The 13142-nt window shown below is 63.9% G+C and carries 15 protein-coding genes; 7 read left to right on the top strand and 8 right to left on the bottom strand.

Annotated elements, in window-relative coordinates:
* Positions 1 to 288 precede the first annotated feature (288 nt).
* From rluB to J5M71_RS06640, 5 genes are all read right to left on the bottom strand, one after another.
* Positions 289 to 1356 carry a 23S rRNA pseudouridine(2605) synthase RluB gene (rluB, locus tag J5M71_RS06660; RefSeq protein ID WP_207830965.1) on the bottom strand — a complete coding sequence of 356 codons (1068 nt, stop codon included), beginning with the start codon at positions 1354 to 1356 and terminating at the stop codon, positions 289 to 291.
* Between the two features lie 274 nt (positions 1357 to 1630).
* Positions 1631 to 2401: an SMC-Scp complex subunit ScpB gene (scpB, locus tag J5M71_RS06655; protein ID WP_207830963.1), complete on the bottom strand. Its 771-nt coding sequence runs from the start codon at positions 2399 to 2401 to the stop codon at positions 1631 to 1633.
* On the bottom strand, positions 2388 to 3113 hold the full coding sequence (locus J5M71_RS06650) for a ScpA family protein (RefSeq protein ID WP_207830977.1): 726 nt from the start codon (positions 3111 to 3113) through the stop codon (positions 2388 to 2390). The genes scpB and J5M71_RS06650 overlap by 14 nt, the downstream gene beginning before the upstream one ends.
* 125 nt (positions 3114 to 3238) lie before the next feature.
* Entirely contained in the window at positions 3239 to 3868 is a 630-nt protein-coding gene (locus J5M71_RS06645; RefSeq protein WP_207830960.1) for an L-threonylcarbamoyladenylate synthase, read from the bottom strand.
* Between the two features lie 13 nt (positions 3869 to 3881).
* On the bottom strand, positions 3882 to 4742 hold the full coding sequence (locus tag J5M71_RS06640; protein WP_207830958.1) for a PHP domain-containing protein: 861 nt from the start codon (positions 4740 to 4742) through the stop codon (positions 3882 to 3884).
* A gap of 67 nt (positions 4743 to 4809) precedes the next feature.
* Between J5M71_RS06640 and J5M71_RS06635 the strand changes: the two genes are divergently transcribed.
* From J5M71_RS06635 to J5M71_RS06615, 5 genes are all read left to right on the top strand, one after another.
* The gene (locus J5M71_RS06635; RefSeq protein ID WP_207830956.1) at positions 4810 to 5403 is read left to right on the top strand and encodes a septation protein A; all 594 of its coding nucleotides are present in this window, start codon (positions 4810 to 4812) and stop codon (positions 5401 to 5403) included.
* 1 nt (position 5404) lies between these two features.
* Positions 5405 to 5704, top strand: coding sequence for a YciI family protein (locus J5M71_RS06630; protein ID WP_012273585.1), 300 nt, complete (start codon positions 5405 to 5407; stop codon positions 5702 to 5704).
* 205 nt (positions 5705 to 5909) lie between these two features.
* Complete coding sequence (locus tag J5M71_RS06625; RefSeq protein ID WP_025340136.1) at positions 5910 to 6587, top strand: response regulator transcription factor; 678 nt, start codon at positions 5910 to 5912, stop codon at positions 6585 to 6587.
* A 102-nt stretch (positions 6588 to 6689) separates the two neighbouring features.
* Complete coding sequence (locus tag J5M71_RS06620) at positions 6690 to 7106, top strand: Spy/CpxP family protein refolding chaperone (RefSeq protein WP_025340137.1); 417 nt, start codon at positions 6690 to 6692, stop codon at positions 7104 to 7106.
* A 60-nt stretch (positions 7107 to 7166) separates the two neighbouring features.
* Positions 7167 to 8507: a HAMP domain-containing sensor histidine kinase gene (locus J5M71_RS06615; protein WP_207830975.1), complete on the top strand. Its 1341-nt coding sequence runs from the start codon at positions 7167 to 7169 to the stop codon at positions 8505 to 8507.
* A 145-nt stretch (positions 8508 to 8652) separates the two neighbouring features.
* Here the strand turns inward: J5M71_RS06615 and J5M71_RS06610 are convergent, their stop codons facing one another.
* Positions 8653 to 9210 (bottom strand): NAD(P)H nitroreductase, encoded by a 558-nt coding sequence (locus J5M71_RS06610; RefSeq protein ID WP_207830955.1) that lies wholly within the window; start codon positions 9208 to 9210, stop codon positions 8653 to 8655.
* A gap of 102 nt (positions 9211 to 9312) precedes the next feature.
* Between J5M71_RS06610 and J5M71_RS06605 the strand changes: the two genes are divergently transcribed.
* On the top strand, positions 9313 to 10767 hold the full coding sequence (locus J5M71_RS06605; RefSeq protein ID WP_207830951.1) for a TrkH family potassium uptake protein: 1455 nt from the start codon (positions 9313 to 9315) through the stop codon (positions 10765 to 10767).
* Here J5M71_RS06605 and J5M71_RS06600 read toward each other — a convergent pair.
* Positions 10724 to 11785, bottom strand: coding sequence for an AraC family transcriptional regulator (locus J5M71_RS06600; protein WP_207830949.1), 1062 nt, complete (start codon positions 11783 to 11785; stop codon positions 10724 to 10726). The genes J5M71_RS06605 and J5M71_RS06600 overlap by 44 nt on opposite strands.
* Positions 11786 to 11938: 153 nt before the next feature.
* Here J5M71_RS06600 and J5M71_RS06595 point away from each other — a divergent pair, with 153 nt between their 5' ends.
* Entirely contained in the window at positions 11939 to 12250 is a 312-nt protein-coding gene (locus tag J5M71_RS06595; RefSeq protein ID WP_015271286.1) for a DUF962 domain-containing protein, read from the top strand.
* 40 nt (positions 12251 to 12290) lie between these two features.
* Here J5M71_RS06595 and J5M71_RS06590 read toward each other — a convergent pair whose 3' ends face one another.
* The gene (locus J5M71_RS06590; RefSeq protein ID WP_207830947.1) at positions 12291 to 13103 is read right to left on the bottom strand and encodes a UDP-2,3-diacylglucosamine diphosphatase; all 813 of its coding nucleotides are present in this window, start codon (positions 13101 to 13103) and stop codon (positions 12291 to 12293) included.
* Positions 13104 to 13142: the final 39 nt, after the last annotated feature.

Below are 13142 nucleotides of genomic sequence, written 5' to 3'. Positions count from 1 at the left end.
TGTTTACACAGCCGGGATCAATCTGAAATCAGGGCTGAATTCGGCCACAAATGTACAAATTTCTTTACAGGGTGGTTCGAGAACTTGCCAGTCGTCCGAAAATTTCTTTTTGTTCAATATCTTGGGGCCGCTTTGCGGCCCTTTCGCGACACACGGCCGCTCCCGCATGTGACGCGTTTTATTGTGGGAGCGGCCTTGTGTCGCGATGGGCTGCACAGCAGCGCCCAAATTCTCACAGGCATAAAAAAACCAGCCCGAAGGCTGGTTTCTCATTGCTGCACAGGCCAATCAGCCACGCGGCTTGCCGCGGCCACGGCCTGCCGGCTTGTCGCCTTCAGGCTTGCCCGGACGCTTGCGCATCTCGCTCGGGCGCTCGGCCACGGTGCTGCCACGGCCGCTCTTGCGTGGAGACTCTTCACGCGGCTGGCGCGCCGGGCGTTGCTCGGCTGCAGCGCCTTCGTGAGCCGGGCGCAGGTTGCGCACGCGCTCGCCACGGCCCAGCGGACGGGTGGACTTGCGCTGCAGGCGCTCCATCTTGTCCTTGGCCTTGAGCTTCATGGCTGGCAGCGCCACCGGCTGCAGGCCCACTTCAGCGGCGAGGATGTCGATTTCGCCCTGGGTCATTTCACGCCAGCGGCCCATCGGCAGGTCGGAGTTGAGGAACACCGGGCCGAAACGCACGCGCTTCAGGCGGCTGACCACCATGCCCTGGGACTCCCACAGGCGACGCACTTCACGGTTACGGCCTTCCATCACCACGCAGTGGTACCAGTGGTTGAAGCCTTCGCCACCGGGAGCTTTCTGGATGTCGGTAAACTTGGCCGGACCATCTTCCAGCATCACGCCGGCCTTCAGGCGCTCGATCATCTCGTCGTCGACCTCACCCCGCACACGTACCGCGTATTCACGGTCCATCTCGTAGGACGGGTGCATCAGGCGGTTGGCCAGTTCACCGTCGGTGGTGAACAGCAGCAGGCCGGTGGTGTTGATGTCGAGGCGGCCGATGTTGATCCAGCGGCCTTCTTTGGGCCGTGGCAGGCGGTCGAACACGGTCGGGCGGCCTTCCGGGTCGTCACGGGTGCAGATTTCGCCATCGGGCTTGTTGTACATGATCACCCGGCGGGTGGCCTCGGCGGCCTCTTCGCGCTTGATCAGCTTGCCATCCACGGCAATGGCGTCGTGCAGGTCGACGCGCTGGCCGAGGGTGGCCTCGACACCGTTGACCTTGATGCGGCCCTGGCTGATCCAGGCTTCGACGTCACGGCGCGAGCCAACGCCGATGCGCGCCAGCACTTTCTGCAGCTTTTCGCCGGATGGAGGGGTGATTTCGGTATCTTGCAGGTCTTGCTCACTCATCTGGGCACCTCCCGGTGTAGGAATGAAATAAGGGTTCTGGCGACGAACGCGCCAAAAGGCCGCGCATCATACGCGGTTCGGCGGGGGAACGCACTGGAGGGTAGAGGGTTTTGTGGGCTTTGCGAGGGGTTTCTGCCTAATGGTGATGTGTTGCCGGTTCCGGCCCTTTCGCGGGCTCGCCCGCTCCCACAGGTACCGCGCAGCCCTCAGGACCTGTGATATCCCTGTGGGAGCGGGCGTGCCCGCGAAGAGGCCAGCACAGACAACAAAGGTATCAGGGCAGTGACTTGCCCTCTTCCTCCACCGAGGCCTCAGGCTCTTCCTCACGCAAATCATCAAAATCGGTCTTCAGCCCTTCTTCCATGGCATCCAGTTCCACCAGCAAGCTTCGGAAGCTGGTTTCCTCCTTCGGCTCAACAACCTCTTCCTCCTCCCCAAGGCTGGCATCGGCCAACGCCTGCAAGTGGGCCGGCACCGGCGCATCGTCCGGGTCGAGCAGCGGCTCCGGTTCCATTTCGCGCAGCTCGGCCAAGGCCGGCAGCTCATCCAGGCTCTTGAGGTTGAAGTGGTCAAGAAACGCCTTGGTGGTGGCAAACATCGCCGGCCGGCCGGGCACTTCGCGGTAGCCGACCACGCGGATCCACTCGCGCTCCATCAGGGTCTTGATGATGTTGCTGTTCACCGCCACCCCACGCACATCCTCGATTTCGCCCCGGGTGATGGGCTGGCGATAGGCGATCAGGGCCAGAGTCTCGAGCAGCGCACGTGAATAACGTTGCGGGCGCTCTTCCCACAGGCGCCCGACCCAAGGGGCATAGTCCTCGCGAATTTGCAGGCGGTAGCCGCTGGCCACCTCCTTCAACTCGAAAGCGCGGCCATTACACGACTTGCCCAGCACCTCCAGGGCCTGCTTGAACACCTTGGGCTCGGGGCGCTCGGCCTCTTCGAACAGTTCGTACAGGCGCTCCAGGGATTGCGGCTTGCCCGAAGCCAGCAGAAAGGCTTCGATCAGCGACGCCAGGTCGCGGGGTTCATTCAGGTTCATCAGGTTCTTCAACAAGCGCCGGGCGGAGCCGCACGTGAATGGCGGCGAAAGGTTCATTCTGCACCAGTTCGATCAGCGATTCCTTCACCAGCTCAAGAATCGCCATGAAGGTCACCACCACACCCAGCTTGCCCTCCTCGGCGGCGAACAGCTCGACGAATGGCACGAAACCGCCGCCTTTCAGGCGTTCCAGCACCTGGCTCATGCGCTCGCGGGTGGACAAGGTCTCGCGGGTGATCTGGTGGCTTTCGAACAGGTCGTTGCGGCGCATCACCTCGGCCATCGACACCAGCAGCTCTTCCAGGCTGACCTGGGGCAACAGCTTGCGCACCTTGGCCTGCGGCGCCTCCAGGCGCGGCACCACCACCTCGCGGCCGACCCGTGGCAACGCATCGATGCCTTCGGCGGCGGCCTTGAAGCGCTCGTATTCCTGCAGGCGGCGGATCAGTTCGGCGCGCGGGTCACCCTCCTCCTCCTCGACGTCGGCCGAGCGCGGCAGCAACATGCGCGACTTGATCTCGGCCAGCATGGCAGCCATCACCAGGTACTCGGCGGCCAGCTCCAGGCGCACGCTCTTCATCAGCTCCACGTAGCCCATGTACTGGCGGGTGATTTCCGCCACCGGGATGTCGAGGATGTCGATATTCTGCTTGCGGATCAGGTACAGCAACAGGTCCAGCGGGCCTTCGAAGGCTTCGAGGATGACTTCCAGGGCGTCCGGCGGGATGTACAGGTCCAGCGGCAGCTCGGTCAGGGCTTCGCCATAGACCAGGGCCAGTTGCAGCTGCCGAGGCGTCTCGGCCTGTTCAGCCGGTGCCTCGGGCGTTTCCACCTGGCTCACGCGTTGACCAGGAATGGCGTGGGGTCGCCGCAGCCTTCACGGACCAGTTCCGGTTCATCGCCGGACAGGTCAATGATGGTCGATGCCTTGAGGTCACCGAAACCGCCGTCGATTACCAGGTCGACATGATGCTCCAGGCGCTCGCGGATCTCGTGAGGGTCGGTCATCGGCTCGTCATCACCTGGCAGGATCAGGCTCACGCTCATCAGCGGCTCGCCCAGCTCGGCCAGCAAGGCCAAGGTGATGGCATGGTCCGGCACGCGCAGGCCGATGGTGCGGCGCTTTTCGTGCAGCAGCAGGCGCGGGACCTCGCGGGTACCATTGAGAATGAAAGTGTAAGGCCCCGGCACATGGGCCTTGAGCAGGCGGAAAGTGCCAGTGTCGACCTTGGCATACAACCCCAACTGCGACATGTCGCAGCACATCAGGGTGAAGTTGTGGGTCTTGTCCAGGCCACGCAGGCGGCGCACCCGCTCGATCGCTGCCTTGTTACCGATCTGGCACCCCAGGGCATAGGCCGAGTCGGTCGGATACACCACCACGCCACCCTTGCGAATGATCTCGACGGCCTGCTTGATCAGGCGCACCTGCGGATTCTCCGCATGAATCTGGAAAAATTGGCTCACGTAGTCGTCCTGTTCATACCGCCAAAGGCTGTTCATGGCTGAATCGGCGCCACAGAGGTGGCAGGTCCTCGGGCAAAGGCCGGTAGGCACCGATCTCGCCCCAGGTGCCGGGGCCGTGGAAGTCACTGCCGGCACTTGCCAGCAGGCCGAACTCACGGGTGAGGATGGACATCGTGCCCACCTGCTCGGCTGGCATCATTCCGTTGACCACTTCAAGTGCCTGCCCGCCTGCCTGAATATAGTCGGCAATCAGCCTTCTGCGCTTGCTGCGGGTCAGATCGTAGTGCATGGGGTGCGCCAGGCTCACCCAGGCATTGGACTGGCGCAGGGTGGCGACGGTTTCATCGAGGGTCGGCCAGTGCTGCTTGACGTCCCCCAGCTTGCCGGCGCCCAGCCATTTGCGAAACGCCTCGCCGCGGTCCTTGACGTGCCCGGCACGCACCAGGTACTCGGCAAAATGCGGGCGCGCCGGCGCATTGCCGCTATCGCCCAGCTCGTGCTGCACGGCGCGGGCGCCTTCGAGGGTACCGGGCATGCCCTTGGCCGCCAGCCGTTTGTCGATTTCTTCGGCGCGCAACCAGCGGCCACGGTGCAGCGCTTCGATCGCCGCCAGCAGGGGCGGTGCGTCGAGCGGGAAGTCGTAGCCCAGCACATGGATGGTCGCGCCACCCCAGGTGCACGACAGCTCCACCCCGCTGACCCAGTGCATGCCCTTGTCGCAGCAGGCCTGGCGCGCCTCGGGCAGGCCTTCGATGGTGTCATGGTCGGTCAGTGCCAGCGTTTGCACCCCGTGCTCATGGGCCCGGGCGACCAGTGTCGAGGGCGACAGGGCGCCGTCGGAGGCCGTGCTGTGACAGTGCAGATCAACATTCATGGAGGAGCGCTTTCGCTGGAATCGATGTTTGTTATTATGCCGTCACATCCCGATTCTGGCTGCCATTGTGAAACAATTCATCGATTTCATCCCGCTGCTGCTGTTCTTCATCGTCTACAAGCTCGACCCGCGCCCTATGGAAATCGCCGGCCACAGCTTCGAATTCGGCGGTATCTACAGCGCCACGGCCATGCTGATCATCAGCTCGCTGGTGGTCTACGGCGCGCTGTTCCTGCGCCAGCGCAAGCTGGAAAAGGGCCAGTGGCTGACCCTGGTGGCCTGCCTGGTGTTCGGCGGCCTGACCCTGACCTTCCACAGCGAAACCTTCCTCAAGTGGAAGGCGCCGGTGGTGAACTGGCTGTTCGCCCTGGGCTTCGCCGGCAGCCACTTCGTCGGCGACCGGGTGCTGATCAAGCGCATCATGGGCCACGCCCTGAGCCTGCCCGATGCCATCTGGGCCCGCCTGAACCTGGCATGGATCGGCTTCTTCCTGTTCTGCGGCGCGGCCAACCTGTTCGTCGCCTTCACCTTCCAGGACTTCTGGGTCGACTTCAAGGTGTTCGGCAGCCTGGGCATGACCGTGATATTCCTGGTGGCGCAGGGCGTGTACCTGTCGCGCCACCTGCACGACGACCCATCTACCTCCAAACCCAAGGATTGACATGCTCTACGCCATCATCGCCAGCGACGTCGCAAACTCCCTGGAAAAGCGCCTGGCTGCCCGCCCGGCGCACATCGAACGCCTGCAGCAGCTGAAGGCCGAGGGCCGCGTGGTACTGGCCGGCCCGCACCCGGCCATCGACAGCAACGACCCGGGCGAAGCGGGTTTCAGCGGTAGCCTGATCGTTGCCGAGTTCGAATCGCTGGCTGCGGCACAGGCCTGGGCCGATGCCGACCCTTACATTGCGGCCGGTGTGTACGACAAGGTGGTGGTCAAGCCGTTCAAGCAAGTACTGCCTTGATCTGAGACCGCGTGGGCTTCTTCGCGGGTAAACCCGCGCCCACAGGGACGGCGCAGGCTTCAAGCTTGCACTTTCCCTGCGGGAGCGGGTTTACCCGCGAAGAAGGCCACGCGGTACCAGCAGTTATACTGTTGCCATCAGTCTGCGGTATCTTTGCCACTGGCGGGCCGATTTAGCCGCCGTCAATGGTTGAATTGAGTGAGTCATGAGCGAGCTGTTACTGATTGATGATGACCAGGAGCTGTGCGAGCTGCTCGGCAGCTGGCTGACCCAGGAGGGATTTACCGTGCGCGCCTGCCACGATGGCCAGAGCGCCCGCCAGGCCCTGGCTACGCATGCCCCGGCAGCCGTGGTGCTGGACGTGATGCTGCCCGACGGCAGTGGCCTGGAACTGCTCAAGCAGTTGCGCAGCGAGCATGCCGAGCTGCCGGTGCTGATGCTCTCGGCCCGCGGCGAGCCGCTGGACCGCATCCTCGGCCTGGAACTGGGCGCCGATGACTATCTGGCCAAACCCTGCGACCCGCGTGAACTCACCGCTCGCCTGCGTGCCGTGCTGCGCCGCAGCCACCCCACCGCCACCACCAGCCAGGTGGAACTGGGCGACCTGGTCTACAGCCCGGCTCGTGGCGTGGCCAGCATCGATGGCCGCGAAATGACCCTGACCCTGTCCGAAAGCCGCATTCTCGAAGCCCTGCTGCGCCAACCCGGCGAGCCGCTGGACAAGCAGGAACTGGCGCAGATCGGCCTGGGCCGCAAGCTGACCCTGTACGACCGCAGCCTGGACATGCACGTCAGCAACCTGCGCAAGAAGATCGGCCCCCACGCCGATGGCCGGCCACGCATCGTCGCCCTGCGCAGCCGCGGCTATTACTACTGCCTCTGAACATCTTTACCGAGCCTTTACCATCCGCTGACCGCGCTTGACGGTGATCTCCCTAGACTGTGCTCATCCGGTAAACACCGGCCTATGTAAAGGAGAGACACCATGCGCAAGACCCTTATCGCCCTGATGTTCGCCGCCGCCCTGCCGACCGTGGCCATGGCCATGCCTGAAGGCGGCCCGCGCCACGACGGCCCGCATCATCGCGGTGATGCGCCTTTCCACCAACTGGACCTGAGCCGTGACCAGCGCCAGCAGATCGGCAAGCTGATGGGCGAGCAGATGAAACAGCGCCGCGACATCACCGAGCGCTACCTGTCCAAGCTGCCGGCCGCCGACCAGAAAGCGATGAAGGACGAACTGCAGGCCAACCGCGACAAGACCGACAGCGCGGTCCGTGCCCTGCTCAAGCCTGAGCAGCAGAAGAAGTTCGACGAACTGCAGAAGGAACGCGCCGCACAGAAAGCAGAATGGCAGGAGTTCCAGGCCTGGAAAGCTGAAAAAGGCAACAAGGCCCAGTAAGCTGTCCGCCCGATGCCCGGCTCGCCTCAGTGCGAGCCGGGCGTTTCTCGTTTGCAGGAGGTGCACTTGCGTTCACTGTTCTGGCGCATCCTGGCCAGTTTCTGGCTGGCCATCACCCTGGTTGCGGGCCTGTCGATCCTGCTGGGCCATATGCTCAACCAGGACGCCTGGATCCTCAGCCGCCACCCGGGCCTTAATACCCTGGCCAGCAAGTGGGCCAAGCATTACGAGCAGGAAGGCCTGGCTTCGGCACAGCACTTCCTGGAACGGCGCAAGGACCGCTACAAGATCGACGTGCAGGTGCTCGATGACAGTGGCGAAGCCGTGGTGCCCGGCACCTTCCCGCGCCGTGCGGCGGCCTTCGAGGCACGCCAGCACAATGACCAGCGGCGCCTGCCGTGGCGCCGGCTGACCGAGGAATACACCAGCCCCGACACCGGCGAGACCTACCTGCTGATCTACCGCATCCCCCACCCGGCGCTGGATGCCTGGCACCGCGAAAGCCTGTTGTGGCCGCTCAGTGCGCTGGGCATTGCTTTGGTGGTGCTGACCCTGTTCAGCCTGCTGGTGACCCTGTCCATCACCCGCCCGCTCAGCCGCCTGCGCAGCGCCGTGCATGACCTGGGCCAGACCACCTACCAGCAGAACAGCCTGGCGCAGCTGGCGGCGCGGCGTGACGAGTTCGGCGTGCTGGCCAAGGACTTCAACAAGATGGGTGCGCGCCTGCAAAGCACCATCGGCAGCCAGCGCCAGTTGCTGCGCGATGTGTCCCATGAACTGCGCTCACCACTGGCCAGGTTGCGCATCGCCCTGGCCTTGGCCGAGCGCGCCGAGCCCGAGCAACGTGAAGCCCTGTGGCCACGCCTGACTCGCGAATGTGACCGCCTGGAAGACCTGATCAGCGAAATCCTCGCCCTGGCGCGGGTCGATGCCGAACAGGCTCACGCCGAACCGGTAGACCTCAATGCCCTGCTCGGCAGCGTGCGCAAGGACGCCCAGCTCAGCGCACCGGAGCAGGACGTGCGCCTGGAGGCACAGCCTGGGTTGACCTTGCAGGGTTGGCCCACACTGATCGAGCGTGCCGTGGACAACCTGCTACGCAACGCCCTGCGCTTCAACCCGCCGGGCCAGCCGATCGAAATCAGCGCCGTGCGCGAGCAGGAGCGTATCGTGTTGAGCGTGCGCGACCATGGGCCTGGGGCAGCGGCGGAGCACCTGGCGCAGTTGGGCGAGCCGTTCTTCCGTGCGCCGGGGCAGGACGCGCCGGGGCATGGGCTGGGGCTGGCGATTGCACGCAAGGCGGCCGAGCGGCATGGTGGCAGCCTGGTGCTGGAGAACCATCCGCAGGGTGGATTTGTAGCTCGGCTGGAGTTGCCTGTGACTGAGGCAACCGGCAGTTGATAATGTAAAGGCCTCTGGCCTCTTCGCGGGTAAACCCGCTCCCACAGGTACTGTGCAAGGCCTGAAATTTGTGCCACACCTGTGGGAGCGGGTTTACCCGCGAAAGGGCCAGCAGCCCTGATAGAGCAATCAGCCCAAGGCTGCGTTACTCGCCCCAGGCACTGACGAAATCAGCGGTTTCCAGAATGGGCGCCGTACGCGGCTCGGTCAGCGGCGTACCAACATATAGGTAACCGATCAGTTCCTCGTTCTCGGCCAGCCCCAAGCCCTTGTGCACGTGGGCATCGAAGGCCATGTCCCCGGTACGCCACACCGCACCGATACCTTGCGCATGCGCCGCAATCAGGATGCCGTGCGCCGCACAGCCCGCCGCCAGCCGCTGCTCGGACCTGGGCACCTTGAAGTGATCCTGCAACTTGGCAATCACCACGATCAGCAACGGCGCCCGCAGGGGCATGGCGCGGGCCTTGTCCAGGGCAGCCTGGCTGGCATCCCCCTTGTGCTGCAACGCTTCGGCGAACAGCTCACCCAGCTTCTCGCGGCCCTGGCCTTCGATGGTGAGGAACCGCCACGGCCGCAACTGGCCATGGTCCGGGGCGCGCAGGGCGGCCTGGAACAGCGCCTCGCGCTGGGCGGCATTGGGCGCCGGGTCGGTCAGGCGTGGCACGGAAACACGGTTGAGCAATGCGTCGAGAGCCTCCATCGGCTACCCTCCTGGCAGGTAAATGTGCGGCCATTCTAGCGTTTACATCACCAGACCCATAGGTAGAATGGCGCCCTTCCGTTTCGAGTCAGAGCAGATCACATGGCGTTGCCGACCTTAAGGATCATTGGTTTCATCATCGGCATCTTCCTGATTACCCTCGCCGTCAGCATGGCAGTGCCCATGGCGACCCTGGTGATCTTCGAACGCACCCGTGACATGCCGTCGTTCCTCTGGTCGAGCCTGATCACCTTTGTCGCCGGCCTGGCCCTGGTGCTTCAGGGTCGCCCCGAGCATGTGCACCTGCGCCCGCGCGATATGTACCTGCTGACCGTCAGCAGCTGGCTGGTGGTGTGTGTATTCGCCGCCCTGCCGTTCCTGCTGACCCAGCACATCAGCTACACCGACGCCTTCTTCGAAAGCATGTCGGGTATCACCGCCACCGGTGCCACCGTGCTCAGCGGGCTCGATAACATGTCTCCAGGCATCCTGATGTGGCGTTCGATGCTGCACTGGCTCGGCGGCATCGGCTTCATCGGCATGGCGGTTGCGATCCTGCCGCTGCTGCGCATCGGTGGCATGCGCCTGTTCCAGACCGAATCGTCCGACCGCTCGGAGAAGGTCATGCCGCGCTCGCACATGGTCGCCAAGTCGATCGTGGGGGTATACGTCGGCTTCTCGATCCTGGGCGCGCTGGGCTTCTGGTGGGCCGGCATGAACCCGTTCGATGCAATCAACCACGCCATGTCGGCGATCTCCACTGGCGGGTTTTCCACCTCCGACCAGTCGCTGGCCAAGTGGGATATCCCGGCCGTGCACTGGGTCGCGGTGGTGGTGATGATCCTCGGCAGCCTGCCCTTCACCCTCTACGTGGCCACCCTGCGTGGCAACCGCAAGGCACTGATCCGCGACCAGCAGGTGCAAGGTTTGCTGGGCATGCTGGTGGCCACCTGGCTGGTGCTTGGCACCTGGTACTGGGCCACCACCAATCTGCACTGGCTCGATGCCCTGCGCCACGTGGCGCTGAACGTGACCTCGGTGGTCACCACCACCGGTTTCGCCCTGGGTGACTACAGCCTGTGGGGCAACTTCTCGCTGATGCTGTTCTTCTACCTGGGCTTCGTCGGCGGCTGCTCCGGCTCGACGGCAGGTGGCATCAAGATCTTCCGCTTCCAGGTCGCCTACATCCTGCTCAAGGCCAGCCTCAACCAGCTGATCCACCCGCGCGCGGTGATCAAGCAGAAGTACAACGGCCACCGCCTCGACGAAGAAATCGTGCGTTCGATCCTGACCTTCTCGTTCTTCTTCGCCATTACCATATGCGTCATGGCGCTGCTGCTGTCGTTGCTTGGCGTAGACTGGATGACCGCCCTGACTGGCGCTGCCGGCACGGTCTCGGGTGTAGGCCCGGGCCTGGGTGAAGTGATCGGCCCGTCGGGCAACTACGCCACGCTGCCGGACGCTGCCAAGTGGATTCTCGCCAGCGGCATGCTGCTCGGCCGCCTGGAAATCATCACGGTGCTAGTGTTGTGCATGCCGGCGTTCTGGCGCCACTGACCACCTCGGGCTCCGCGCCCAGACGCGCGCGGTACTCACCAGGCGTGGCATCGTACCAGCGGCGGAACGCCCGGTAGAAGTTGCTGGGGTCGGCAAAGCCCAGCAGGTAGGCGGTCTCCATCAGGGTCATGCCTGGCTGCGCCAGGTACTGTTCGGCCAGTTCGCGGCGGGTGTCATCGAGCAGGGTCTGGAAGCTGGTGCCTTCTTCCTGCAACCGCCGCTGCAAAGTGCGCTGCGACAGGTGCAGGGCCTGGGCCAGGGTTTCGCGCTTGGGCTCGCCCTGCGGCAGGATACGGCACAGCACCTGGCGCACGCGGTGGGTGACCCGGCTTTCCGAGAAACGCGCCAGGTATTCGCCGGCAAAGCGGTCATGCAGGATGGCCATGGCTTCATTGGCGGTGGGCAGCGGTGCCTCCATGTCGGCGCGCTCGAACACCAGCGCATCGTGCGGCGCACCAAACACCAGCGGCGAATGAAACGCCGCTTTGTACGGCTCGATATTCTTTGGCTGCGGCCCCTGCACCAGCACCCGGCGCGGTTGCACCGGCCGACCGCTGAGCCAGCTGCACAGCGCCAGCGCACAGGCCAGCGATGCTTCGGCACTGTGCCGGGTCGGCGGCAGATGGTCGCCATGTACGGTCAGGATCAGCGAATAGCCCTCGGGGCCGAGAGAGAAGCTGAGGTCGGAGCTCTCGGCGATGATGCGCTGGTAACGCACCAGGCGCTCGAAGCCTTCGGCCAGGGTGCGGCTGGACATCAACGCATAACCCACCACATGGAACGATGCCGGGCGCACCACCCGCGCCATGTTCAGGCCTATGGCCTCGTTGCCCGACAGTTCCACCGCCAGTTGCCACAGACGGGTCATGGAGTCCTGGGGGAAGCGCGCGTCGGGGTCGTCGAGCGCAGCGAAATCCAGCCCCAGCTGCTTGAACATGGCCCGGCAGTCCAGCCCTTCCAGTTCGAGTGCCTTCACGATCCCTGATGCCCAGCTGGCCGACGTGGTTCTTTCGCTCATGACAGGCATTTTATGCTGACCGCTCCTGCGGTGAACCCCACGGATATTCAATTGGCGCCTATTGTCACTGATAGGCCTCGCCAGTCACTCTAGACTCGAATCAGGCTCCACGCCGTGCATCTTGTCCAGAAGTATTAATACCGGAGCACTGCCATGAACCGCACAGCGCAGTTTCGCAGTTTTGCCGAGTTCTACCCTTATTACCTGGGGGAGCACAGCAACCCCACCTGTCGCCGCCTGCACTTTGTCGGCACCAGCCTGGTGATTGCTTTGCTGGCCTATACCATTGGCAGTGGCAAATGGTTGCTGCTACTGGCCTTGCCGGTGTTCGGCTACGGCTTTGCCTGGGTCGGGCATTTCTTTTTCGAAAAGAACCGGCCAGCGACCTTTACCCATCCGCTGTACAGCCTGATAGGGGATTTCGTGATGTTTCGGGATATCCTGCTGGGCAAGATCAGCCTGTAGATTTTTTGGGGCTGCTTTGCAGCCCCAGGGCCCTCAAGCCCTACGCCTGTTCGCGCACCGCCGCTGCTGCCTGCGCCTCTCGCGCCTGCGCCTGCGCCAGCCGATAAAGCTCGATCGTGCCATCCCAATGCTCGATCAGCGCCGTGCACGATTCCACCCAATCCCCACAATTGAGGTACTCCACCTCCCCCACCTGGCGAATCTCGGCATGGTGGATATGCCCACACACCACCCCGTGAAAACCACGGCGGGTGCACTCATGGGCAATGGCATCCTCGAAGTCGCTGATGAAGTTCACCGCGCCTTTGACCTTGTGCTTCAGGTACGCCGACAGTGACCAATAGCCGTATCCATAGCGGGCACGCCAGTGGTTGAGCCAGCGGTTGAGCACCAGGGTGAACTCGTAGGCACGGTCACCGAGGAACGCCAGCCAGCGGTGGTAACGGGTAATCACGTCGAACTGGTCGCCATGGATCACCAGCAGGCGGCGGCCATCGGCGGTGAGGTGCTCGGCCTCGTCCACCAGTTGGATGTTGCCGAGGATCAGCCTGGAGTAACGGCGCAGGAATTCGTCATGGTTGCCGGTGACGTAGATCACCTCGGTGCCCCGCTTGCTCATGGTCAGCAACCGGCGGATCACGTTGGTGTGGGCTTGTGGCCAGTAGATACCGCCGCGCAGCTTCCAGCCATCGATGATATCGCCCACCAGGTAGATGCGGTCGGCCTGGTACCCCTTGAGGAACTGCGACAGGTGTTCGGCCTGGCAGTCGCGGGTGCCCAGATGCACATCGGAAATCCACAGGGTACGCACGCGTTGCTTGCGCGAGGGGCGGGACAGTTCGGCATGGGTCATGGGCAGGCTCCGGCGCAGTTTGCTGGAGACTGGCAGGCG

The sequence above is a fragment of the Pseudomonas sp. 43(2021) genome (assembly GCF_017490805.1).
Lineage (GTDB): Bacteria > Pseudomonadota > Gammaproteobacteria > Pseudomonadales > Pseudomonadaceae > Aquipseudomonas.
Note: the sequence above shows the minus strand (reverse complement) of the source record. Positions and strands in the feature narration are given on the sequence as shown.